A 23760-nucleotide genomic window follows, 5' to 3' on the forward strand; every position below is an offset into this window, starting at 1 on the left:
CACCCTGTGGGCGACGCCTTTCGTACCGCCGCCACAGGGCTTGCGGTGCCTTCGCGAAAGATGTCGCCCACAGGGTGGGCTCCTACGAAGTTAGATGGATTTGCTGATGATTTTCTGGGCGGCGCTGCGGCCGGCGGCATCGGCTAGCGCCACCACCGCGAAGTTATGCTTGCCCTCGGACCAGTAGTTCGCCAGCAGGCCGCCATCCTCGCGCTCACCGCGTGACAGCATGTGCCGGGCCGCGCCCGGCGGGCGGACGTAGAAGCTCACTGTATGCCCGTTGCCGTCGTCGTAGAGGACCATGGCCGCCGGGCCCTGGTCGGTCGCGAACAGGCGGCCACCCATGGGGCGGAAGCCGGCGTCCGCGAGGTCGGGCAGGCGCACGTCGGCACCCACGCGCCCGCTTAGCCAGGCACGCAGGTCGTTCTCGTTCGGCGTGGTGATATCCAGGCCCAGGCCATGGTCGACGACGAGCAGGCGGTAGGCCTGCATGGCGTCGGCCATCGGTTGGACGCCACCCGTGCCCATGCCGCGCGCGGCCCAGCCGCCCAGGGCGCCCAGCCCGAGACACAGCACGAAGCCCGCCGCCATCGCCATGCGCCGCACGCGGCGTTCGTGCATGCGCGTCCGCACCAGTGCGGGATCCATCTCAGGCACCGGCGCGAGGTCGCCTGCCAGCAAGGCGCGGAGCTGCTGGGCGCTCTGGCGCCAGGCCTGCACTTCGTCCGCGTGATCGGCATCGCGGGCCAGGTAACGTTCCACGTGGCTGCGCCGCGGCTCATCGAGGTGGCCGTCCACGTAGGCATGGATATCGTGTTCGCTGGGCGGGGTGGTATTCATTTCAGCAGCCGCAGGGCAGGGGTTTCGGTGGAGCCATCGCCCAGCGCACGTAACGCGCGCCGGGCCCTTGAAAGACGGGACATCACAGTGCCGATCGGCACGCCCAGGATCCCCGCCACCTCCTGGTAACTGAGCCCCTCGACGGTGACCCAGAGCAGCAGGCTTCGCTGCTCGACGGGTAGCGAGGCGAAGGCCGCCAGAGTCGAGTGGGCTTCGGCCACTCGCTCCGCTGATGGCCAGGTGGGCTCATCGTCCCGGCCCAGTGCATTGAGCAACAGCGCGTAACGGCGGGCCCGGCGTTTCCCGTCCAGAAACAACCGGTACAAGATCGCAAACAGCCATGCCCGCAGACTCTCGTCATCACGGCGGGACGTCCACTTGGCCAGCGCCCGTTCCATCGTCGACTGGACCAGGTCATCCGCTGCATGCGCATCGCGGGCGAGCCACAGCGCAAACCGCCGCAGGCGCGGCAGCAGGGTGCGCAGGGCGTCGTCGGTGTGCGGATCGAGCATGCCGGGCCTCTTGCCGGTCGCGGGACATGGGGTAGACGACCGTCGTGACGCGATATTCCGTTCAGCGGGAATAAAAGTCGCTGACGTGCGTCCCACCTTTTGAAGCCCCGTACCTCGGGGAGAGGAGAACCACCATGCAGGACCCCAGGAACCCGCGACCCCCGTCAGGCCTGGCCTGGCGCTGGGGCGTGATCGGCCTGGCCGTTGTCGGTGCCGCGGCAGCCTTCGGGTATGCCGGCGGCTGGCTGACCCCGGACCGGCTTAGCCCGAAGAAAATCGTCAATGTGCTCCAGGCCAATTCGGGCCTTCATCCGGGCTACCGGCGCAACCATGCCAAGGGCATCTGCGTGGGCGGCCGCTTCGAGGCCAGTGGCCAACTGGCGGCGTTTTCGGAGGCGAAGCTGTTTGCCCAGGGCGTCAGCACCCCGGTGGTGGGTCGCTTCGCGATCCCTGGCGGCAACCCCCAGGCCCCGGATAGCTCGGCGCCGATCCGTAGCTTCGCCCTCCGCTTCGATATGGCCGACGGCGAGCAGTGGCGGACCGGCATGAATGCCATGCCGGTGTTCCCGGTATCCACGCCGAAGGATTTCTACGACCTCAACGTGGCCACCGCGCCCGATCCGGCGACGCACAAGCCGAACCCGGAGAAGGCCAAGGCGTTCTTCAGCACGCATCCCGAGACGGGCCCGTTCCTGGCCTGGATTTCCCAGGCCAAGCCACCGGCCAGCTACGTGGATGAGACCTATAAGAGCCTCAATGCGTTCTACCTGCGCGACAACGCCGGGCAGCGGCATGCCGTGCGCTGGCAGGTCGTGCCGGAAACGCCTTCCACGGGCGATGGTGGCCCGGCCGCGGGTGATACCGACTACCTGGCCGCCGACCTGCAGAAGCGCCTCGCCCAGGGGCCCGCACGCTGGCATCTCCAGTTCGTGTTCGCCAACGATGGCGATCCAGTCGACGAGGCCGCGAAGGCGTGGCCGGATGATCGCAAGGTGGTCGACGCCGGCACCATCGTGATCGACAGCTGGCAGCCGCAAGCTGATGGCCCGTGCCGTGACGTGAACTACGACCCCGCGATCCTGCCGCATGGCATGGAAATCTCGGGTGATCCGATCATCGTGGCACGCTCGGCTGCCTATGCCGAATCCTACCTGCGCCGTACCAGCGAGGAAGGGCACCTGCCGGGCACCGAACGGCCGAAGGAGGCGCAGTGATGAGCCGCTACGATACGTTCCACCCCTTCGCTCGAGTGCTGCACTGGCTGATGGCGATCATGATCCTCGCCATGCTGTTTATCGGCGCGGGCATGGTGAGCACGCTTGCGGAAAAGCACGCCACGCTGCTCGCGATCCACAAGCCGCTGGGCATGATCATCTTCGTGCTTGCGCTCATCCGCCTGGGCTTCCGCCTGGTGCACCGGCCGCCGCCGCTGCCGGCTGACCTGCCGTTGTGGCAGAAGCTTGCCGCGAAGGGTTCGCACTACGTGCTCTACGGCTTGATGATCGTCATGCCGTTGATCGGCTGGGGCATGCTTTCGGCGGGCAAGTATCCGGTGACGATGGGGGGTGGCTTCGTGCTCCCGCCGATCCTGCCGCAGGATCCCGCGCTGTTCGCATGGTTGCGTGAGGCCCATCGTTACCTGGCGTGGTTGTTCTTCCTCACGTTCCTCGCGCACATGGGGGCCGCGCTGATGCACGGCCTGATCCGCCGCGACGGCGTGCTGAAATCGATGACTACCGGCAACTAAGGCAGCTCGTGTAGGAGCGCGCTCGCGCGCGATGGGTGCTCGACGCAAGCCCCATCGCGCGCAAGCGCGCTCCAGGGCAGCCTTCAGGCACAATGGCCTGATGCGCCTTATCCTGATCGCCATGCTTGCCTTGCTCGCCGGCTGCCGCACCGCGGGTTACTACGCCCACGTCACGCATGGGCAGATGGCGCTGCTCGCCGCGCGCAAACCCATCGATAAAGTCATCGCAGACCCTAAAACGCCGGGCAAGGTACGCAAGCGCCTTGAAACCGCCCGCGAGGCGCGGCAGTTTGCCAGCGCGCATCTCGATCTGCCTGCCAACCGCAGCTACACCTATTACGTCGCGCTGGATCGGCCATGGGTGGCATGGAACGTGTTCGCAACGCCCGAGCTATCGGTCGATCCCATCGTGCATTGCTTTCCCTTTGCAGGCTGCGTTTCGTACCGCGGCTATTTCCGTCGTGATTTCGCCGATCGCGAAGCGGCACGGCAGCGTGAACTCGGCCGTGATGTGAGCATTGGCGATGTACCTGCGTATTCCACGCTCGGCTGGTTCGCTGATCCCTTGCTCAGCAGCATGATGGGCTGGGATGACGACGACCTGGTCGGCACCATCTTCCATGAGCTCGCGCACCAGAAGATTTACGTGAAGAATGATTCCTCGTTCAACGAGTCTTACGCGAACTTCGTTGAGCAGGAAGGAGTGCGCGAGTGGCATGCAGCGAAGGGCCTTTCCGCGCCTGATCCGAAAGGAGACGCACTCGCACGCTCATTTACCCAGCAGGTGTTGAAGCTGCGCGAAAACCTGAAGGCGATGTACGCCTTGCCAATGAGTGATGACGCGAAGCGGGTAGGGAAGGCGGAGGCCTTTGAAGTGTTTCGCGGCGACTACCTCGCGTGGCGCGAGAATGAAGCCGGCGGCGATCACCGCTACGACCGCTGGATGGCCCAGCCGATGAGTAACGCCCGCCTCGTGCCATTCGGTCTCTACGACCAGTGGACCGCCGCATTCGCAGCGGTGTTCGAGCAATCCGGCCGCGAGTGGCCGGCGTTCTTCGCTCGCGTCAAAACGCTTGCCGCGCTACCGCCGACCGAGCGCACCCAGCAGCTCCAGGCCTTGCAAGTCGCTGACAAGCCCCTGTAGGAGCGTGCTTGCGCGCGATGGCTCTTGCGACAAGCCCCCATCGTGCGCAAGCGCGTTCCTACACCCAATAGGCGGCGTTCTGCAACATCTGGCGTTCACCACGGGAAACGCTGTGTTCGCATCTGGCCGTCCAGACGGCCAATCGCAGGTGTATGGTCGGGCATTGGCTTCACTTTGGCCCCCCGTCATGTCCCTTGTTTCTTCGTGGTTCCGCATCCGATTCTGGAGGCGTGTCGCCGCCGGCTTCGTGCTCGGCGCCCTGGCTGGCTGGGCCTTCGGCCCGGATGCGGCCACCTGGTTTGGCCCGCTGGGCGAGCTCTACGTCACCCTGATCAAGATGATCGCCGTGCCGCTGGTGTTCTTCGCGGTACTGCATAGCGTCTCAAGCCTGCATGGCGTGAAGGACGTGGCCGCGCTGGGCTCCCGCACGTTCCTCTGGTTCGCCGCGACGGCCACGCTCGCGGTGGTGGTAGGTCTCGGCGTGGCGCTGGTGACGCAGCCTGGACTGGGTGTCGAGGGACTCGCGGCGCCGACGGGCTGGCACCCCAAGGTCTTGCCTGAGCCCATCAAGGGGCTGCTTGATGTGGTTCCCGCCAACCCGTTCCGGGCGCTGACCGAGGGCAAGATCCTCCAGGTCATTTTCTTTGCCGGCCTGTTGGGCCTGGCCTTCGTGAAGATCGGTGAGAAGTCGGCCCGGTTGCGTGCCCTGGCGGGTGAGGCTAACGACGCGATGATCCAGGTCACCCGATTCGTACTCGAAGTGACCCCGTTCGGTACGTTCGGCCTGATTGCTGCACTCGTTGGTGCCTACGGTTTCGAAAAGCTGCTGCCGCTGGCCACGTTCGTCGGTGCGCTCTACCTGGCTTGCGTGCTGCAGATCGTCGTCGTGTACGGCGGCTTGTTGCTTGCGCACGGACTTAGCCCGCTGAAATTCTTCCGCGCCGCCTTCCCGGCGATGCAGGTGGCCTTCACGTCGTCGTCGAGCTTCGCGGCCATGCCGATCGCGCTGCGCAGCGTCATTCGCAACATGGGTGTGAAGGAAGAGTACGCCGCGTTCGCCGTGCCGCTGGGCGCCAGTATCAAGATGGATGGCTGTGGCGCCATTTACCCGGCGATTTCAGCGGTTTTCATCGCCCAGTATTTCCACCTCGACCTGCAGCCAACGCAGTACATCATCATCCTGCTGGCCTCGGTGCTGGGCTCCTTTGGCACGGCCGGCGTTCCCGGTACGGCCACGGTCATGGTGACGCTGGTGCTGAGCTCCGCCGGCTTACCGCTGGAGGGTATCGGCTATCTCGTCGCGATCGACCGCATCCTCGACATGATGCGCACGATGACCAATGTGACGGGTCAGATGGTGGTGCCGGTGCTGGTCGCTCGCGAGCGCGGGCTGCTCGATCTCGAGGTCTACAACCGCGCATCCAGCGAGCTGACCGTCGAATCGCCCCAACCCATGTAACCGCGTGCCCCGGGGCGCGTGCCCCGGCTGTTGTAGGAGCGAGCTTGCTCGCGATGCAGGAGTACGGGGTTTGCGGTGAGCACCCCATCGCGCGTGGGTCAGTGGGCTTTGCGGGTCGCCATGTGTTTCAGGTAGGTCTCGAGGTTGTCGAGGTCCGCATCCGATAGCACCTGCGGGCTGAAGCCGGGCATCTTTGCCTGGGGCCAGTGGCGCAGGTCCTGCGGGTTGCGCACGAGCACGCGCAGCATGCCTTCGCGCAGGTATTCGGTGGGGCTGTGCGGGATGTTCAGGTCGGGCCCGAGCTTCGCATCGCCCTGGCCGTTGAGCGTGTGGCAGGTGATGCAGTTGCGCTGGAAAACCTCGAAGCCGCGCATGATCGGGCTGTCTTTCGCCAGCCCTGGTGCCGGGCGCATCAGTGGGAAGCGCGCAGCAGGGTCTGCGAGCACGCGGATCGATGCGATCTGGTACGGCCATTGCTCCGGCCCGACCTTGCCCGCCTCCGGGTGCAGCCATACGAGGTAGAACGGCCCTGCCGAGGGCTTGCCATCACCCAGCGCGGGCCAGGGCGTGTCTTCCACGGCCAGCCATGCCTCGGCGCCATGCCCGTCCAGGATCGTCGCCGCGGGGATCTCCGCCGCGAACCCATCCAGCGCCGTGAACTGCAGGTGCGCACCGGCCGGCACCCCGGCGAGCAGCGCCTTCAGCGGCACCACCTTGTAGCGCATCGTCTTGTGGTACGAGACATCGCCAGGCACGTCGATCGTGCGCGCATCGGGGCGCGCCAGCAGCTGCTGTGTGCTGAGGGCCGAGGCGCCATGGCCGGTGTCGATCGAAAGGCTGGCGGCCTGGGCCAGGCCGGCGCAGCCGGCGAGGAGGAGGGCTAGCAGGAAGCGCACGGGATATCCTTGGGCGGGGCATCTGGCCACGCTACCCTCGAATTATGGCCCCATCGCCCCCATGCGGGGAGTTCGAACCGATCACGGATCCACCATGTCCGATAGCACCGTACCCGAGTTCTTCGCGCACTTCCCCATGCCGAAGATCACCAGTGGCGAGCTGGATGCCGACCTCGCGGCCGACGACAACCGCATTGCCATCCTGTTCCTGTGGGGCCGCGACTGCCCCAACTGTGATATTGCCAAGCGCCAGATGCTGCTGACGCCCGATCGCTTCCAGCGGCCGGATGTGCGCTGGCTGCACGACAACGTCTACGACGATCCGAAGATGGCGACGCGTTTCGGTCTGCACGGCATCCCGGCCTTCTTCCTCTTCCATCGCGGCAAGAAGCTGGGGCGCATTTCGCCCTGGCCGGGTACCGATGCCTTCATGGCGGCCGTCGAAAACCAGATTGCACTGACCGGAGCGAGCGCATGATCATCCGTTCGCTGCTCGATACCGATCTCTACAAGTTCACGATGATGCAGGTGGTGCTGCACCAGTACCCGGCGGCCGAGGTCGAGTACCGGTTCCGTTGCCGGACGCCGGGCGTGGACCTCGTCCCGATCATCCCGGCCATCAAGGAAGAGCTCGCGCACCTGTGCTCACTGCGTTTCAGCGAGGACGAGCTGGCCTACCTGCGCGCCATGCGTTTCATCGATAGCGACTTTGTCGATTTCCTGGGGCTGTTCCAGCTCAATGCGAAGTATGTGCACATCGCGCCCTCGCCGAAGGGCAATGGCGAGATCGAACTGGTGATCCGCGGCCCTTGGCTGCACACCATCCTGTTCGAGGTGCCGCTGCTCGCGATCATCAACGAACTGCATTTCCGTTACGCGTACCCGAATCACGATCTGAGCGAAGGCCGCGAGCGCCTGCGTGCGAAGATCGCGCTGCTCCGCGATACGCCGGGATTCGACAAAGTGCGCCTGGCCGACTACGGCACGCGCCGCCGCTTCTCCGGTGCATGGCACGAAGAGGCGCTCGGCATCATGCGCGATGGCTGGGGCAAGCAGCTGGCCGGTACGAGCAACGTGCTGTTCGCGATGCAGCAGGGCATGACCCCCATCGGCAGCATGGCGCACGAGTACCTGCAGGCCTTCCAGTCACTCGGCCCGCGCCTGCGCGATTCGCAGGTGGCGGCGCTTGAAGCGTGGGCGCGCGAGTACCGTGGCGACCTGGGCATCGCGCTTTCGGATGTCTACGGGCTCGATGCCTTCCTGCGCGATTTCGATATGTACTTCTGCAAGCTGTTCGATGGCGCACGGCACGATTCGGGCGATCCCTTCGCGTGGGGCGATCGCATCCTCGCGCACTACGAGCAGAACCGTGTCGACCCGCGCACGAAGACCCTGGTCTTCAGTGACAGCCTGGATATCCCGAAGGTGATGGAGCTGTACCGCCACTTCGAAGGGCGTTGCATCGTCTCGTTCGGCGTGGGCACGAACCTCACCAACGACACCGGCCCCGATCCGATCAGCATCGTGATCAAGATGACCCGCTGCAACGGCCAGCCGGTCGCCAAGCTCTCCGATTCCCCCGGCAAGAGCATGTGCGATGACGTGGACTACGTGGCCTACCTGCGCAAGGTATTCGATCTGCCAGCGGCCTGACGGGAACCGTGTAGGAGCGAGCTTGCTCGCGATGGGTGCTTGCGCTGAGGCCCGATCGCGCGCAAGCGCGCTCCTGCAAGAGCGGTGTTTTAGAACGCCGGGAGGACGGCGCCGTTATAGGTCTTCTCGATGAAGGCCTTCACCTCGGGCGAGGTGAGCGCGGCGGCGAGCTTCTGCACGCGCGGGTCGTCCTTGTTATCCGGGCGCGAGACCAGGAAATTCACGTACGGCGAATCCTTGTCCTCGATCAGCAGCGCATCCTTCACCGGGTTGAGGCCGGCGGCGAGCGCGTAGTTGGTGTTGATCAGGGCCAGGTCCACCTCGTCGAGCACGCGCGGCAGCATGGCGGCTTCGAGTTCGCGGAACTTGAGGTGCTTGGGATTCTGGTCGACATCTTTCAGCGTGGCCAGCTTGTCACCCGGGTTCTTCAGGGTGATGAGGTTGTGCTTGGCCAGCAGGAGCAGGGCGCGGCTGTTGTTGCTCGGATCGTTCGGGATCACGACATCAGCGCCATCGGGCAGCTGGTCGATCGACTTGAACTTGCGCGAATACGCACCGAACGGCTCGATATGCACGCCCACGACCTTGACCAGGTTCGTGCCGCGCTCCTTGTTGAAGGCGTCGAGGTAAGGCTCGGTCTGGAAGAAGTTCACGTCCAGCTGCTTCTGGGCTACCTGCATGTTCGGCTGCACGTAGTCGGTGAACACCTTGATCTCGATGTCCACGCCCTGCTTGGCGAGCAGGGGTTTGATTTCCTTGAGGATTTCCGCGTGCGGCACCGGGGTGGCGGCGATGGTGAGCGGCTTGCTGGCATCCGCGGCGCCGCCCGATTCACCATGGGAACAGCCCGCCAGAAGCACGGCGAAGGCGGTGGCCAGGGGGAGCAGGTATTTCTTCATGGGGGCGTCCAGGCAGGATGTTGCGGTGCGACAGCATAGACGTCCATACCGCCGGATGCAAAAGCGCCCCGCCACCTCATCAACGGCTCTGCACACGTTCCCGGGAGGCTGGCGACCTCGCCGCGCGTGATGCGCGGTTCATTCGCTGTCGCGAATGCGTGTGTTTAGCGGCGGTCGCCGCCTCGTCCTTGATGTGCTGAGGAAGCCACGGGTGGGCAAGCCCTGGGGGCCGCCAGTCGCGGACCTTCGGACCGGGCCGTAGCACCTATCTCGCGACAACCGTTGCGCTTGGCGGCCCTCCGCTCATGTCGGCCCCCAGGGCTTGCCCACCCGCGCCCCCAACGACGAGGTTGGCCGCAGGAGAGTCCGCGCGATTAAGCGGCACTCCTGTAGGAGCGCGCTTGCGCGCGATTGGCCGGCGCGCGCAGTTACTGGAGCGTCGGCTTCGGCTTCGGCTTGGTGGCTTGTGCGCCACGCAACGAAACGTGTGGATTCGGGGGCGGTCAGGGCCTTGCCGCCGACATGAGCGGAGGGCCGCCTTGCACAACGCGTTTCGCGACACGGGCGCTACGGCCCGGTCCGAAGGTCCGCGACTGGCGGCGGCAAGGCCCTGACCGTCCCCGGCCCCAGACAGACATCCAGCCTAAGGCGGCGCGAGCCGCTCAACACACGCATTCGCGCCAGCGAATGAGCCGATCAAAAGGCGAGATGCAGCGGACCACTCTGGGAGTGATCGACGAGCCTTATTTACGGCTATACCGCGCCACGAGCCAGTCGCCGAGCATTTGCAGGAGCTGTACCAGCACCACGAGCAATGCGACGGTGACCAGCATGTAATCGGGCTTGTAGCCGTTATAACCGTACTGGTACGCCAGTGCGCCGAGGCCGCCGGCACCGACGATGCCGCCCATGGCCGTGTATCCGACCAGCGCCACGGCCGTGACCGTCGTGGCGGCCACGAGGCCGGGCCGTGCTTCCGGCAGGAGCACGCGCGTGACGATCTGCGGCGTGGTGGCGCCCATGGCCTGGCTCGCTTCGATCACGCCGCGGTCCACTTCGCGCAGTGCGGTTTCCACCAGGCGCGCGAAGAACGGCGCTGCGCCGATCACCAGCGGCACGATGGCGCCGCGGATGCCGATGCTCACGCCCGTGATCGCCTTGGTCACCGGGATCAGCAGGATCATGAGGATGATGAAGGGAATCGAGCGCAGCACGTTCACCACCAGCGAAAGCACGCCGTAAAGCTTCGGCTTGGCGTGCAGCTGGCCGCGCGCGCTGAGGAACAGCCATACGCCCAGCGGCAGGCCGATCACCAGGGTGAAAAGCAACGAGCCGCCGAGCATCAGCAGCGTATCGAAGCAGGCCTGGAGGATCTCGGCCCAGTCAATATTGGGAAACAGGCTATGGAGCGGGCTCACGGGGCCACCTCTTCGATATCGACGCCCGCGGAGCGGAGCTGAGCGAGTGCCTCGTCGAGGCGGTCGCCGTGCATGGCCAGGGTGAGCTGGCCGTAGGGTTCATCCTTGATGCGATCCACGCGGCCGGAGAGCAGGTTGTATTCCACGCCCGTGTCGCGCACCACGCGCGAAAGCAGCGGCGAATAAGTGGTTTCGCCCCGGAACGACAGGCGGAAGAGCTTGCCTGGCACGCCGGCATACTCGGGGCCGCGCCCTTCGCGGTGATCGGCTTCGGCGACGAAACGGCGCGTGGTCGGGTGCTGCGGGTGCAGGAACACATCGGCCACGGTGCCCAGTTCAACGACATGCCCCGCATCGAGCACGGCCACGCGGTCGCAGACGCGGCGGATCACATCCATCTCGTGGGTGATTAGCACGATGGTGAGGCCGAGCCGGCGGTTGATGTCGGCCAGCAGTTCGAGCACGGCTGCGGTGGTCTGCGGATCGAGGGCGCTGGTGGCCTCGTCGCAGAGCAGGATGGACGGCTTGCTGGCCAGGGCGCGGGCGATGCCAACGCGCTGCTTCTGGCCACCGGAGAGCTGGGCGGGGTACTTGCTGGCGTGGGCTTCGAGGCCGACCAGGGCCAGTAATTCGGCAACGCGCGCGGCGATGTCGGCCTCGCTGGCCTGGCCCTGCAGGCGCAACGGGAAGGCCACGTTTTCGGCGACCGTTCGCGAACTCAGCAGGTTGAAGTGCTGGAAGATCATGCCGATGCCCGCGCGCAGGCGGCGCAGCTCGGCGCCATCGGCGTGGGTGACGTCGCGGCCGTCGACCAGCACCTTGCCGGCGGTGGGCCGCTCCAGCAGGTTGATCATGCGCAGCAGGGTGGATTTGCCCGCGCCGGAGTGGCCGATAATGCCGAACACCTCGCCTTTTTCGATGGCAAGATCTACGGGCTGCAGGGCAGGGACAAGCGCTCCGTTGACCAGGTACGACTTGGCGGCGGCTTCGAATCGGATCACGGGCGTGGGCAGGCCTGGATGGAAAGGCATCCATGGTAGCCGAAGGGCCAAGGCGGCGTAGACTGTGGGCTTTCGACCCGACCACGAAGGAGCACCATGACCGGCATCTACGATTTCTCAGCTCGCGATATCGACGGTAACGAGCGCTCGCTCGCCGAGTGGAAGGGCAAGGTGTTGCTGGTGGTGAACGTCGCCTCGAAGTGCGGCTTCACGCCGCAGTACAAGGGCCTCGAGGAGCTGCAGAAGGAATACGGCCCGCAGGGCTTCGATGTGCTGGGTTTCCCCTGCGACCAGTTCGGCCACCAGGAGCCGGGCGACGAGGCGGAGATCCGCAATTTCTGCTCGCTCACCTACGACGTCTCGTTCCCGATGTTCGCCAAGATCGACGTGAACGGCGACAAGGCCCACCCCCTCTACAAGTGGCTGAAGGCCACGAAGAAGGGCTTCCTCGGCACCGAAGGCATCAAGTGGAACTTCACCAAGTTCCTGGTGAGCCGCGAGGGCGAGGTGGTGGAGCGCTTCGCCCCGACCGACACGCCCGAAAAGATCGGCAAAGACCTGCCCGCACTGCTGGGCTGATCGCGCCCGGCGCCACGCTACGACGCTGGGCTCCGGTACGACCACCGCTCTTGTAGGAGCCCACCCTGTGGGCGACGCCGTTCGCGAGAGGGCCACACGAGCTTTGTCGCGAAAGATGTCGCCCACAGGGTGGGCTCCTACCGCGCGTGGATGGCGTTAGGCGCTGCGGTGCGAGCGCCGCTCTTGTAGGAGCCCACCTTGTGGGCGACGCCGTTCGCGAGAGGGCTACATGAGCTTTGTCGCGAAAGATGTCGCCCACAGGGTGGGCTCCTACGGTGTGTGGTTGGTGTTCGGTGGCGCGGTGCGACACCGGGCTGACCGCGTTCGGTGCCGCGGTTCGTGGTTAGAGGTGCTCGGGGGTTTCGGCGAGCATGACCGCGATGGCGTCCACTTCCGACGAGACAGTCGCAGCGCCTTGCGTGGGTTTGTAGTTGTTGAGGATCACGGAGAACGCCAGGCGCTGGCCGCTCTTCGTCGTGACGTATCCGGCGAGCGCGTTGACGTAGCTCATGCTGCCCGTCTTCGCCTGCACATTGCCCTCGGCGGCCGTGCCCTTCATGCGGCGGGCCAGGGTGCCATCGGTACCTGCCACGGGAAGAAGCGCGCGGAATGCCGGGGAATCGACCGTGGCCAGCAGGTGGGTGAGCGAGCCCGCGGTGGTGAGGTCATGCCGGGACAAGCCGGTGCCTTCTTCCAGTGTGGTCGCCGAGGGGCCAATGCCGTGGCCGCCGAGCCATGCTTTGAGTCCGGCGGCTGCACGGTCCTCGGTGAGCGGGGCCGTCTGGTCGCTCGCTTCCGCGCCCGTCAGCAAGAACACGCTTTGCAGGTACATGTTCTGTGAGCGCTTGAGTCCAGCAGACAGGATCTCGCTTAGCGCGGGCGAGGCCAGCGTGGCGACGGGCGTGCCCGTCGGGGCGGGGATCGGCCAGTGGACGCTGCGGGCGTCTTTTTTCACCGTGACGCCCCGCTTTTCCAGCGCCGATGTAAGGCGGCGGGCGGCGATGAGGGCTGGGTCGGGCAGGGAAAGCCGGCTCTTGCGCGGCTGCGCGCCAAGGACATGCAAGGTCGAGCTGCCGGGCGGTCGATAGAACGCCGGGGTGTCCGACGGCTGTTCGGCCAGGGTGAGCGCCGCATCCGTCGGCGTGACGGTGACCGCGTTGTCGCGGACGTCAGCGACGAGGGTGTTTTCATCCACGGTGAGCCCGCTGGCGGTCGCGCCGTAATACTCCTGCAGGTCGGAGGCCTCCCAGCCGCTGCCGATAGGCGGGCCGGCGAACGCGGTGTCGTCGCCGACCACGGCGCCGTCGATCCGGGTCACCCCTGCGGCGGCTACCTGCTGGGCAAGCTGGTCGGCCCAGGCATCGCCCGTAAGGGTCGGATCGCCTCGTCCGCGAAGAACGAGATCGCCACGCAGGCGGCCGCGGCGGATCTCGCCCGCTGCCAGCACGTCGGTATGCGTGCGGTACTCGGCGCCGAGACGATCAAGCGCAAAGGCCGCGGTGTAGAGCTTGGCGGTGGACGCCGGAAGCATCAGCTTGCCGTCGTCGTGGCCGTACACCACGCGCCCGTCATCCAGCGACACCACGCTGATGCCCCAGGAAGCCGCGGCGAAGCGCGGGGCGTCGATGTGGGCGTCGATCGCCTGGCCCAACGCAGACGCATGTCCCGCGCCAGCAAACCCCAAAAGCACGAGACCGACCACCGTAGGAGCCCACCCTGTGGGCGACGCCGTTCGCGAAAGGCTGGGGGCGTGCGGCAGGCCTTTGGGAGGTTGTCGCGAAAGATGTCGCCCACAGGGTGGGCTCCTACGGAGGCCGAGGAGTCGCGTGGCGAGGGCCTCGCGAAAGGGTGTGGGGTGGCTTTGGCTTACTTCGTCCATGAAGGCTGGTCCTTGTTGAGGAATGCCGAGAGGCCGTCCTGGCCTTCGGAGGAGACGCGGAGGCGGGCGATCAGCGCGGCGTTTTGCGCATCCACCCGCTCCATGTCGGTTTCAGTCATGCCGCCCATGCCGAGGGCGAGCTGTTTGGCTTCGCGTTGCGCGACGGGGCCACCCTTGGTGAGCAGGCCGAGCACGCGCTCGACGGCCGCATCGAGTTCCTCGGCGGGCACGGTGTCGTGCACGAGGCCCATGTCGCGAGCGGCCGCAGCACCGAAGATCTCGCCGGTGACAAACAGGCGGCGCGCATGGCGCAGGCCGATGGCCGCAATGACGTACGGCGAGATCACGGCGGGGACCAGGCCCAGCTTCACCTCGGAGAGCGCGAACTTCGCCCCGTCCGATGCGATCGCGATGTCGCAACAGGCCACGAGACCGACGCCGCCGCCGAAGGCGGCGCCATTCACGCGGGCCACCGTGGGCTTGGAAAGGAACTGCAGGCGGCGCATCAGCCGGGCCAGGCGTTCCGAATCGGCCCGGTTATCGGCCTCGGAGGCCGAGGCCATGCCGCGCATCCAGTTCAGGTCGGCGCCCGCGGAAAAACTTGCGCCCGCGCCCGTGAGCACCACGGCGCGCACGGCGGGATCGGCGTCCACGGCGTCGATCGCCGCGGTGAGGTCGGCGATCAGCGCGTCGTCGAAGGCGTTATGCACCTCCGGCCGGTTCATGAGCAGGTGGGCGACGGTTCCGTGGCGGGTCAGTTCAACAGCCGGCATGAAGGATCTCCGAAAGATGTAATGCGAATCATAAACGGCCGGTCTGTAGGCGTGGGCCCCGAGCCTGATCAGTCGAAACCCTACGTGAGATGCAGGGGATCAGGTAAAAGGAATACAATGCGACGCGTTCTTATTTGAGAAATTCCCCAGTGCGCCTGTCCGACGCGCCGAAAGGTGCCCAAGCCGTGGTCCAGTCCGTCACCGATGCCCATCCCGCCGATCCCATCGCGCAACGCCTGCGCGACCTGGGCTTCGTGGCCGGCGAGCCGGTGCGCCTGATAGCCCGCGGGCCCCTCGGCGGCGACCCCTTGCTCATCCAGATCGGCTCCACGCGGTTCGCGTTGCGCAAGACGGAAGCGGCGCGCGTGGATGTCCTTGTGGATGGTGCGGCATGAGTGCAGCAACGATGCGCGTAGCCCTGGTCGGCAACCCCAACTGCGGCAAGACGGCGCTGTTCAACCAGCTGACCGGCGGCCGCCAGAAAGTGGCGAACTACGCCGGTGTCACCGTGGAGCGCAAGGAAGGCCGCTTCACCGCGCCCTCCGGTCGCACGCTGCAAATACTGGACTTGCCGGGTGCCTACAGTTTCGACGCCACCAGCCCGGACGAGGCGATTACCCGCGATGTCTGCCAGGGCCGCTATCCGGGCGAAGCAGCACCTGACCTGATCGTCTGCGTCGCCGACGCCACCAATCTGCGTCTCCACCTTCGCTTCGTGCTCGAAGTGCGCCGCCTCGGCCGCCCGGTGGTGCTCGCGTTGAACATGATGGACGCGGCGCGCAAGCGCGGCATCGTCATCGATGTGCAGAAGCTTTCCCAGCGCCTTGGCGTGCCGGTGGTGGAAACGATCGCCGTCCAGCGCGGTGGCGCGAAGGCGCTCGTGGACCGCTTGGATGCGGCGGTGCCGGAAATCGTGCCGTCGCCGATCGACGAGGCCACGGTCGATGGCCTGCATGCCGAAGTTCGCGCGATCCTGGCCGATGCCGTCACCAGTACGCGCAACACCGCGGCGATCGACGATGCGATCGACCGCTGGGCACTGCACCCGGTTTTCGGCCTCGCCATCCTGGCGGTGCTGATGTTCTTCATCTTCCAGGCGGTGTTCTCCTGGGCGCAGCCGGTGATGGACGCGATCACCGATGGCATCACCGCACTGGGTGCGTGGGCCACCAGCTTCCTGCCGGGCGATAGCGCGCTGCACAGCCTGCTCAACGATGGCGTGTTCGCTGGCCTGGGCGCGGTGCTGGTGTTCCTGCCGCAGATCCTGATCCTGTTCCTCTTCATCCTGATCCTCGAAGAATCCGGCTACCTGCCGCGCGCGGCCTTCCTGCTCGATCGCATGATGTTCAAGGTGGGCCTGACCGGCCGTGCCTTCATCCCGTTGCTGTCGAGCTTTGCCTGCGCGATTCCCGGGATCATGGCGACGCGCAGCATCAACGACCCGCGCGACCGTCTCACCACGATTCTGGTGGCGCCGCTGATGACCTGCTCGGCGCGTCTGCCGGTGTATACGCTGCTCATCGCCGCGTTTATCCCGAATCGCAGCATTGGCCTGTTCAACCTGCAGGGCATCGTGCTGTTCGTGCTGTATTTCGCAGGCATCTTCAGCGCGCTGGGCGTGGCGTTCGTGATGAAGCGCTTCCGCAAGGATCGCAGCGAGCATGCGCTGATCATGGAGCTGCCCTCGTACCGCCTGCCGAACGTGCGCGATGTAGCGCTGGGCCTGTGGGAGCGCGCGCTGATCTTCCTGAAGCGTGTGGGCGGCATCATCACCGCGCTGACCGTGCTGCTGTGGTTCCTTTCGAGTTTCCCCGGTGCACCGGAAGGCGCGACGGGTCCGGCGATCGATTACAGCCTGGCGGGCATGCTCGGCCGTGGCCTGCAGTACGTGTTCGCGCCGATCGGCTTCAACTGGCAGATCTGCATCGCGCTGGTGCCGGGCCTGGCCGCGCGTGAAGTCGCGGTGGCCGCGCTGGGCACGGTGTACGCGATGTCGGGCACTGACGATGCCGTGGCTACCCAGCTCGGGCCGGTGATCGCGCATTCGTGGTCGCTGGCCACGGCGCTGTCGCTGCTCGCGTGGTACGTGTTCGCGCCGCAGTGCATGTCGACCCTGGCGGTGATCCGCCGCGAAACCAATTCCTGGCGCAACGTGGCGATCGCCGCGGGCTATCTGTTCGGCCTGGCGTACCTCGCTTCGCTCGCTACCTACCAGATCGCGAGGGCGCTTTCGTGAGCACGTTCCAGCTGGTCCAGGGCGTCATCATCGGCGTGGTCGTGCTGGCCAGCCTGTATGTCGCGTTCCGCAAGCTGCTGCCGAAGACGTCGACGCGGGTGTTGGCCGGCGTCTCCGCCAGCCTGAACCATGAAGGCCGCTCCGGCGTGATACGTGCGATCGGCAAGAAAGTGCAGCCGGCCAGCGCCACGGGCAGCTGCGGCGATGGCTGCGGCAGCTGTGGCACCTGCGGTCCGGCGCCGGTAGCGCATAACGACGCGCAGCCGTTGACTTTCAAGACGAGGCGTTAACGTCGCCCAGTGGGCGCCACGTGGCGGGCTCGGGTCGAAAAGGCCGCGCCTGGATGCCCAGTAGTGCCTCCAGCGCGGTGTTGTCCGCGGTGAGGTCTTCGTCGAGGCGGCGCAGTGCGCCGCGCAACTGCGGGCGCAGCGCACTCGCGAGTTCAAGCACGAACCGCGGCACGGGTGCGGGGATGGTCAGGACCCCTGCGCTGCGCCGCGCGCGGCGAAACATGGCTGCCGCGGTGAGGCGCTCGCCGCCGCCCATGTCGAAGGTCTTGCCTCGTGCCTGTGGCATGGCCAGCGCTGCGACGAATGCGGCCGCGATATCGTCGGCGTGCACGGGTTGCCGCAGCCCGCGGCCGGCCGGCAACGGGAAAATATGGCGGCGGATGGCCGCATGGACGATCGGCGTGATGCTGCGGTCCATGCCCGCACCATAAACGAGCGTGGGCCGGAACAACGTCCAGGGCATGCCGCGCGATGCGCAGGTGGCGCTGAGCGCGGTTTCCGCATTCCGCAGCCGCGCCGCCAGTTCGCGTTCGTAAGGTACATCGGAATCGCGCTTGGATTCGGCGCTCATCGACGATGTTGCGATGATGTGCGGGGTGCCTTCCAGGCGGGTATGGCTGAGCCATTGCGCGAGCAGGTCCAGCGGCCCGGTGGAGAGGATCGCTTTGACGGGGGGTAACGGCGGCATCATGTCGGGGACCCGTCCGCTCAGCCATCGCGCGTCGTCCGGCGGCGGGGTGCGGCTCAGGCCTAGCCATGTATGGCCGGCGGCCTCCAGCCGAGGGAGGAGGAACCGGCCGATCTGGCTGGATGCGCCGATGACGAGGACGCTCATGGCTTGCTCCTTGCGGCCACCACCTTGCAGAGCCGCAGGCCTTCGGCGAGGTCGCGTCTGCGGGGCGTCAGTTCGAGCCCGCTACGTATCGGGGAACAGCTATCCATGCGGGCGCCGGGAAGGATATCCGTGAGTTGCCCAAGCGAACCGTCGGCAGCGGCTGTATCGCGCAGGATGGCGTAGATCGGCCCCTCGTGTCCCTCGATCGCTGCGCGTACCCGTTGATCGAACTCATGGTGCTGGCTTAAGACATTGAGCCAGGTGAGGCTCACGAAGGTCGCTTCTTCGGCGTTCGGGACGAACGGAATAACGTAAGCGTTGGGCGCGGAGAGGACCACGACCAGGCTACCCGGGGTAACCGCCGCTGCTTCGACGGCGAACGGCGTTTTGGCGAAGGGGGCATGACCCCAGTCGGTGTAGCGGGTGGTGGCGAGCGTGATGAGCAGGGTGGCTCCGATCACGGCGGCCGTAAGGCGGCTGCGTGGCCGGTCGAGCGCTTCGGCAACGAGCGATGCGGCGGCCAGGACGGTCAGGCCGGTGAGCATCTCGATGGGCACGGCGTAGCGCAGGATCGAGTAGAGCGCTAGCCACAGCACGTACGCGGCGCAGACGAAGGTAAACAGCATGCGCCGGACGGGGTTGCTGGCGGCACCTGGCCGGCGTCGCGCCAGTGCAATCGCGCCAGCGCCGAGTAGAGCCAGCATGGCGAGCGCATAACGTGCGTCGGCAAAGGTGTTGCCACCTTGGGTGTCGTTCTTCCTGAGCCACCAGAACGGATAGAACAGCGTCTGGAGGACGGACTTCGGCATGAACTGCCGGTCCGTGCCGCCCGCATCCGGCATCCACGGCGAATGGAAAACCTGGTTGAACATCGGAAAAATGGGGTTGCCCGTAAGGTGCCAAAGGCTGTAACCCCAACTGCCGTAAGCGGCAAAAAAGCCGAAGAGGGCGGCAACTCCCAGTGTGACGGCCTCGGTCAGGCCCGCCAACCTGAACCCGCGTGCCGCCCACACGGCAAACCCCAGCGCAGGCGCATAGACGATGGCGGTTGGCTTGAGGCCGGCGGCGAGGCCACAGAGCAGCCCCGCCAGGGCCGCGCGTCCGAGTAGTGTTCCCTCCCGCTGGGCCGCCAGGGGCATGGCCACCAGGTAGCCAGCCATGACGAGGACGGCCAGCGGGAGCTCGTTCGTCGACATTCCTGCCTGGGTGAGGGTCATGGTGCCCGTGGCGCCGATGAAGATCGCGGCGAGATCTGTCCATGCCGGTGCACGGCCTTCCTGCCCGGCGAAACGCCGGACGATCAGGCAAAGCAGGAACACCGCGCCTCCGTACCACAGCCCCTGAAGCGCGGCCAGCACGCGTGGCGAGGTGGAAAGGGGGCCCGTGCCCAGCCAGAAGTAAGGTAGGTCCAGGAGTGGGTTGAAGTAGCTTTGCAGGCTAGCCGGGGCCAGGTCGATGCCGAGCCGGCCGTGGAAAAAGGCCCACGCGTTGTACAGGTGGTAATTCTTGAGATCCCACGCGGCATCCTGGCCGCGCGATACGGCAATCGCCGCGCCGAGGAGCAGGAGGGCCGGAAGCAGGAGGCGGTGGCGCAGTACGCGTTCGGAGAAGGTCATCGTCACTCGCTGGCGTGCCCGGCGATGCGGCGTGGGCTATGAAGGAGGTACGCAGCATATTTCTGCTCCCGACGTCCGAGTGAAACCGTGTCGAGAACGAGGCCGCAGACGAGGAAGATGCTGCCCAGCAAGGCGAGCGAGGCACTGAGGATGGCCGTCGGGAATCGTGGCACGAGGCCCGTCGCCACGTAGGTCTGCATCAGCGGTATGGCCAGGCCGATGGCGAGTGCGACGCACATGGCGCACGCGACGGAGAAGAAGGCCAGCGGCTTGCCGTTCTTCGCCATGCGGATAATGGTCTTGAGGATTCGCCAGCCGTCCCGATACGTGCTGAGTTTGCTGTGCGATCCTTCCGGGCGCGCGAAATACGCCGTGGGCACCTCGGCGGTGCCGAGACGAAGTTCGAGGGCATGCACAGCCAGTTCGACCTCGGTATCGAAGCCCTGGGCGTGCGCCGGGAATGATTTGACGAAGGCTCGGGACATGACGCGGTAGCCCGACAGCATGTCGTTGAACGACTGCCCGAAGATCCAGCTGGTGAGGCTGGTCAGCGCCCAGTTGCCGAACTTGTGCCCGGAACGGTACGCCGCATCCTCCTCGGTTGCGCGGGAACCGACCACCAGGGCAAGGTCTTCCTCCAGCAACCGCGCGACAAGCGTGGGCGCGGCGGAAGCATCGTACGTGGCGTCGCCGTCGACCATGATGTAAACATCGGCGTCGACCTTGGCAAACATGCTACGCACCACGTTGCCCTTGCCTTGCATGCGCTCGGTACGCACCTCCGCGCCATGCTTCCGTGCGACGTCCGCGGTTCCATCCGTGGAGTTGTTGTCGAACACCACGATCCGTGCGCCGGGAAGGTGGCGGCGAAAGTCATCGATGACAGTACCGATGGCCACGGCTTCGTTGAAGCACGGGATCACCACCGCGATCGCCGGCGTCAGGTGCCCCGTACTCACGCCAGGCTACCGCTTGGCGAGCATGAGGGCTGGGCCGGCATGCGGTCTGGCGTTACATGGGTGATCGGTTCGGGCATGGAATTCTCGGATGCTGAGCACAGGCACATGGGGCGCGCGCCGGCCCCAGCTCGCCATGGTAACCGCCACGCGCCCGGATTCGCAGTCCCGGCTGCCCGGCTCAGGCAGGGGTATCGTCGTCGAGGCGCCGGCGCCGCCTGCGTAGGGCGAACCAGTTGATTGTCAGATTGGCGGCGAACCATGCGCCAATCAGTGCAAGAGGCCACGCGATGATGGCCGGCCACAGCACCGCCACCACGGTCAGTGCGATGGCCGTGAGTGCGCCGGCCAGTACGGGCCCGGACTCGGTATCGCCCAGCACCCGGTGGTGGGTTATCGCAGCGCCAACGGTGTTGGCGATGCGCAATGCGCCTGCGGCCGCGCGGCTGGAACTGCCGCCACCATGCCGTGGCCGCGGTTGGCGCGGGCCGCTACTGCGCAGGCGTTCATTGCCGCGTCCGCGGCGTCCGCTGCGCAGGCGGATTTCCGTCGCGTTTTCCAGATCCGCCTCGTACTGGGCAGCCAGCAGCCCGGCAAAGCCCGCGTCTTCAATGGCGACATCGATTTCCCGGTTGCTCAGCCAGCTTGCGATATTAAGGTTCGAGGAACCGACGCGCGCCCAGCGCCCATCGGCAACGGCGGTTTTCGCATGCAGCATGGAGCCGTTCCATTCAAACACGCGGATGCCGGCTTTCAACAAAGGCCGATAGCCTGAGCGCGACATGCTGGCGACCATGGGGATATCGCTGGTGCCCGGCACGAGCAGGCGCACGTCCACGCCATCGCGCGCGGCGGCGGATAGCGCCTGCACGTACGGCGCCACGCCGACGAAATAGGCATCGGTGAGCCATAGCGTCTTCGTCGCCATGGCGGCGACCATCTGGTCCAGGCGGTACATGCCTGCGGTGCTGGGCTGGGTGGCGATGAGGCGCAGGTTCACGTCGCCGGCCGGTGCGACCGGTTCATGCCGCGCCACGCGCGGGTCCTCCGGCAAGCCCGCCGGCCCCGCATCGCGCCAGCTATCGGCGAAGGCCTGCTCGATCTCCGCCACGGCCGGGCCACGCAGCATCACGCCGGTATCGCGCCAGGGCGGTACGTCGCGCGCCGGATCGCCCAGCCACTTCTCGCTGATGCACACCCCGGACAGGAACCCGATCTCGCCATCCACCACCAGCACCTTGCGATGATCGCGGCTGATCCAGCCGAACGAACTGCCGAAGCGGGGCGGGTTGTAGATACGCACTTCACCGCCGGCCTCGCGCAGCGGGTTCCAGAAGCTGGAGCGCGATTGGCCCAGGCAGCCGGCCCAGTCAGCGATGACCGCCACGAATACGCCCGCGCGGGCCCGTTCCACCAGGGCCTCGCGGAAGGCCTGGCCGATCCGGTCGTTGCGGATGATGTAGTTCTCGAGGAAGACATGCCGCTTCGCCCCCGCGATGGCCTTGAGCCAGGCGTCGTAGTGGGCCTGGGCGTCGATCAGCAGATCGATGGCGTTCCCGCCGATCAGGGGCGCTCCGGCGCTGCGGCTGAGGGCCTGTTCGGCGAACTGGCGGGTGCTGAAGGTGGGCGGGCGGTGGAGGTTCATGGGCGGAGTTTATCGATGTCCGGCATGGAATCCGCGTGAGACCGCCACGTGAGATCCAGTTAGGGCGGCTGTCATGGGCTTGCGCTAAAATGACCCGCTATGACCGACGACCTGACCCGCCCGCGTCCCGCGGAAGCCGAAGCCCGCCGCCCCAGCACCGGGGTCCACATCGACAAGGTGCAGGTGGGTGGGGGCGCGCCCATCGTGGTGCAGTCCATGACCAATACGGATACCGAAGACCCGGTATCCACGGCCAAGCAGATCGCCGAACTGGCCCGCGCCGGGTCGGAAATGGTCCGCATCACGGTGAACACGCCGGCCGCCGCGGCCGCCGTGCCGCGCATCCGCGAGCGCCTGGAGATGATGGGCGTCTCGGTGCCGCTCATCGGCGATTTCCACTACAACGGCCACCAGCTGCTGGAAGGCGAGCCGGCCTGCGCCGAGGCCCTGGCCAAGTACCGGATCAACCCCGGCAATGTCGGCTTCGGCAAGAAGAAGGATGCCCAGTTCGCCTCGATCATCGAGATGGCCATCCGCTACAACAAGCCCGTGCGCATCGGCGCCAACTGGGGCTCGCTCGATCAGTCCATGGTCGCCGCGCTCATGGACGAGAACGGCCGCCGCGCCGATCCGTGGGATGCCGGCCACGTGGCCCGCGAGGCCCTCATTCGCTCGGCACTCGATTCCGCCGCCCGCGCCGAGGATCTTGGCCTGGCGCGTGACCGGATCATCCTGTCCTGCAAGGTCTCCGGCGTACAGGAATTGATCGCGGTGTATCGCGATCTGGCCCGTCGTGGTGATTACGCGCTCCATCTGGGCCTCACCGAAGCCGGCATGGGGTCGAAGGGCATCACGGCTTCGGCCGCGGCGCTGTCCGTGCTGCTGCAGGAAGGCATCGGCGACACCATCCGTATTTCGCTCACCCCGGAGCCGGGGCAGTCGCGTACGGCTGAGGTCATCGTGGCGCAGGAACTGCTGCAGACGATGGGCCTGCGTGCGTTCACGCCACTGGTAACGGCATGCCCGGGTTGCGGCCGTACGACGAGCGAGTTCTTCCAGGAGCTGGCGAAGACCGTGCAGGGCCACGTTCGCGAGCGCATGCCGGAATGGCGCGTGAAATACGATGGCGTGGAGAACCTCACGCTGGCGGTCATGGGTTGCATCGTGAATGGCCCGGGTGAGTCCAAGCACGCGAATATCGGTATTTCGCTGCCGGGCAACGGCGAGGCGCCGTCGGCACCGGTGTTCATCGATGGCGAAAAGGCCACGACGCTGCGCGGCGAGAACATCGCCAACGAGTTCGTCGCCATCCTCGATAACTACGTCGAAACGCATTATTCCGCGCGCCACGATTAAGCCATCACGCCTTGCATGCGGGGCCA

23 protein-coding genes are annotated in these 23760 nt (G+C 66.3%); 11 read left to right on the forward strand and 12 right to left on the reverse strand.

The features are described from left to right. Positions 1-90 precede the first annotated feature (90 nt). Both L2Y96_RS09770 and L2Y96_RS09775 read right to left on the reverse strand, forming a co-directional pair. On the reverse strand, positions 91-840 hold the full coding sequence (locus L2Y96_RS09770; RefSeq protein ID WP_247336213.1) for an anti-sigma factor family protein: 750 nt from the start codon (positions 838-840) through the stop codon (positions 91-93). After that, positions 837-1352 carry an RNA polymerase sigma factor gene (locus tag L2Y96_RS09775; RefSeq protein WP_247336214.1) on the reverse strand — a complete coding sequence of 172 codons (516 nt, stop codon included), beginning with the start codon at positions 1350-1352 and terminating at the stop codon, positions 837-839. The genes L2Y96_RS09770 and L2Y96_RS09775 overlap by 4 nt, the downstream gene beginning before the upstream one ends. Positions 1353-1486: 134 nt before the next feature. Between L2Y96_RS09775 and L2Y96_RS09780 the strand changes: the two genes are divergently transcribed. From L2Y96_RS09780 to L2Y96_RS09795, 4 genes are all read left to right on the forward strand, one after another. Further along, a complete protein-coding gene (locus L2Y96_RS09780) occupies positions 1487-2566 on the forward strand; it encodes a catalase family peroxidase (RefSeq protein ID WP_247336215.1) in 1080 nt (359 codons plus the stop codon). Continuing rightward, positions 2566-3099 carry a cytochrome b gene (locus L2Y96_RS09785; RefSeq protein WP_247336218.1) on the forward strand — a complete coding sequence of 178 codons (534 nt, stop codon included), beginning with the start codon at positions 2566-2568 and terminating at the stop codon, positions 3097-3099. The genes L2Y96_RS09780 and L2Y96_RS09785 overlap by 1 nt, the downstream gene beginning before the upstream one ends. Before the next feature lie 100 nt (positions 3100-3199). Further along, the gene (locus L2Y96_RS09790; RefSeq protein ID WP_247336221.1) at positions 3200-4243 is read left to right on the forward strand and encodes an aminopeptidase; all 1044 of its coding nucleotides are present in this window, start codon (positions 3200-3202) and stop codon (positions 4241-4243) included. Positions 4244-4430: 187 nt separating this feature from the next. Continuing rightward, positions 4431-5702 carry a dicarboxylate/amino acid:cation symporter gene (locus L2Y96_RS09795; protein WP_247336223.1) on the forward strand — a complete coding sequence of 424 codons (1272 nt, stop codon included), beginning with the start codon at positions 4431-4433 and terminating at the stop codon, positions 5700-5702. A 98-nt stretch (positions 5703-5800) separates the two neighbouring features. On the opposite strand, the gene L2Y96_RS09800 is transcribed toward L2Y96_RS09795, so the two are convergent. Further along, positions 5801-6598 (reverse strand): cytochrome c, encoded by a 798-nt coding sequence (locus tag L2Y96_RS09800; protein ID WP_247336225.1) that lies wholly within the window; start codon positions 6596-6598, stop codon positions 5801-5803. Between the two features lie 94 nt (positions 6599-6692). On the opposite strand from L2Y96_RS09800, the gene L2Y96_RS09805 reads away from it, so the two are divergent. Continuing rightward, positions 6693-7076, forward strand: a complete 384-nt coding sequence (locus tag L2Y96_RS09805) for a thioredoxin family protein (protein WP_247336227.1) — start codon at positions 6693-6695, stop codon at positions 7074-7076. Further along, entirely contained in the window at positions 7073-8251 is a 1179-nt protein-coding gene (gene pncB, locus L2Y96_RS09810) for a nicotinate phosphoribosyltransferase (RefSeq protein WP_247336229.1), read from the forward strand. The genes L2Y96_RS09805 and pncB overlap by 4 nt, the downstream gene beginning before the upstream one ends. Positions 8252-8340: 89 nt before the next feature. On the opposite strand, the gene L2Y96_RS09815 is transcribed toward pncB, so the two are convergent. The 3 genes from L2Y96_RS09815 to L2Y96_RS09825 all read right to left on the reverse strand — a co-directional run bounded on the left by L2Y96_RS09815 (position 8341) and on the right by L2Y96_RS09825 (position 11569). After that, positions 8341-9150, reverse strand: coding sequence for a MetQ/NlpA family ABC transporter substrate-binding protein (locus L2Y96_RS09815; RefSeq protein ID WP_247336231.1), 810 nt, complete (start codon positions 9148-9150; stop codon positions 8341-8343). Between the two features lie 743 nt (positions 9151-9893). Beyond that, the gene (locus L2Y96_RS09820; RefSeq protein WP_247336233.1) at positions 9894-10568 is read right to left on the reverse strand and encodes a methionine ABC transporter permease; all 675 of its coding nucleotides are present in this window, start codon (positions 10566-10568) and stop codon (positions 9894-9896) included. Then, the gene (locus L2Y96_RS09825) at positions 10565-11569 is read right to left on the reverse strand and encodes a methionine ABC transporter ATP-binding protein (protein WP_247336234.1); all 1005 of its coding nucleotides are present in this window, start codon (positions 11567-11569) and stop codon (positions 10565-10567) included. Before L2Y96_RS09825 ends, L2Y96_RS09820 begins: the two co-directional genes overlap by 4 nt. Positions 11570-11665: 96 nt before the next feature. Here L2Y96_RS09825 and L2Y96_RS09830 point away from each other — a divergent pair, with 96 nt between their 5' ends. Continuing rightward, positions 11666-12148: a glutathione peroxidase gene (locus L2Y96_RS09830; protein ID WP_247336236.1), complete on the forward strand. Its 483-nt coding sequence runs from the start codon at positions 11666-11668 to the stop codon at positions 12146-12148. A 343-nt stretch (positions 12149-12491) separates the two neighbouring features. Here L2Y96_RS09830 and dacB read toward each other — a convergent pair whose 3' ends face one another. Both dacB and L2Y96_RS09840 read right to left on the reverse strand, forming a co-directional pair. Further along, positions 12492-13838, reverse strand: a complete 1347-nt coding sequence (dacB, locus tag L2Y96_RS09835; protein ID WP_247336238.1) for a D-alanyl-D-alanine carboxypeptidase/D-alanyl-D-alanine endopeptidase — start codon at positions 13836-13838, stop codon at positions 12492-12494. Positions 13839-14014: 176 nt separating this feature from the next. Further along, positions 14015-14800 (reverse strand): enoyl-CoA hydratase-related protein, encoded by a 786-nt coding sequence (locus tag L2Y96_RS09840; protein WP_247336240.1) that lies wholly within the window; start codon positions 14798-14800, stop codon positions 14015-14017. Between the two features lie 149 nt (positions 14801-14949). On the opposite strand from L2Y96_RS09840, the gene L2Y96_RS09845 reads away from it, so the two are divergent. From L2Y96_RS09845 to L2Y96_RS09855, 3 genes are read left to right on the forward strand one after another with little or no spacing between them, the layout of a single operon-like run. Beyond that, entirely contained in the window at positions 14950-15195 is a 246-nt protein-coding gene (locus L2Y96_RS09845) for a FeoA family protein (protein ID WP_247336243.1), read from the forward strand. Beyond that, the gene (gene feoB, locus L2Y96_RS09850) at positions 15192-17036 is read left to right on the forward strand and encodes a ferrous iron transporter B (RefSeq protein WP_247336246.1); all 1845 of its coding nucleotides are present in this window, start codon (positions 15192-15194) and stop codon (positions 17034-17036) included. The genes L2Y96_RS09845 and feoB overlap by 4 nt, the downstream gene beginning before the upstream one ends. Further along, positions 17033-17326, forward strand: coding sequence for a DUF6587 family protein (locus L2Y96_RS09855; RefSeq protein ID WP_247336249.1), 294 nt, complete (start codon positions 17033-17035; stop codon positions 17324-17326). The genes feoB and L2Y96_RS09855 overlap by 4 nt, the downstream gene beginning before the upstream one ends. Here the strand turns inward: L2Y96_RS09855 and L2Y96_RS09860 are convergent. The 4 genes from L2Y96_RS09860 to L2Y96_RS09875 form a co-directional block, all read right to left on the reverse strand. Further along, positions 17310-18161 carry an SDR family oxidoreductase gene (locus L2Y96_RS09860; protein WP_247336251.1) on the reverse strand — a complete coding sequence of 284 codons (852 nt, stop codon included), beginning with the start codon at positions 18159-18161 and terminating at the stop codon, positions 17310-17312. The two genes, L2Y96_RS09855 and L2Y96_RS09860, sit on opposite strands and share 17 nt — an antisense overlap. Further along, complete coding sequence (locus L2Y96_RS09865; RefSeq protein WP_247336254.1) at positions 18158-19777, reverse strand: hypothetical protein; 1620 nt, start codon at positions 19775-19777, stop codon at positions 18158-18160. The genes L2Y96_RS09860 and L2Y96_RS09865 overlap by 4 nt, the downstream gene beginning before the upstream one ends. Before the next feature lie 2 nt (positions 19778-19779). Then, positions 19780-20736 (reverse strand): glycosyltransferase family 2 protein, encoded by a 957-nt coding sequence (locus L2Y96_RS09870; RefSeq protein WP_247336257.1) that lies wholly within the window; start codon positions 20734-20736, stop codon positions 19780-19782. Positions 20737-20914: 178 nt separating this feature from the next. Next, entirely contained in the window at positions 20915-22378 is a 1464-nt protein-coding gene (locus tag L2Y96_RS09875) for a phospholipase D-like domain-containing protein (RefSeq protein ID WP_247336259.1), read from the reverse strand. A 99-nt stretch (positions 22379-22477) separates the two neighbouring features. Between L2Y96_RS09875 and ispG the strand changes: the two genes are divergently transcribed. Then, positions 22478-23734, forward strand: coding sequence for a flavodoxin-dependent (E)-4-hydroxy-3-methylbut-2-enyl-diphosphate synthase (gene ispG / locus L2Y96_RS09880; protein ID WP_247336262.1), 1257 nt, complete (start codon positions 22478-22480; stop codon positions 23732-23734). The last annotated feature ends 26 nt before the right edge of the window (positions 23735-23760 follow it).

The sequence above is a fragment of the Luteibacter aegosomaticola genome (assembly GCF_023078475.1).
GTDB classification, from domain to species: Bacteria; Pseudomonadota; Gammaproteobacteria; order Xanthomonadales; family Rhodanobacteraceae; genus Luteibacter; species Luteibacter aegosomaticola.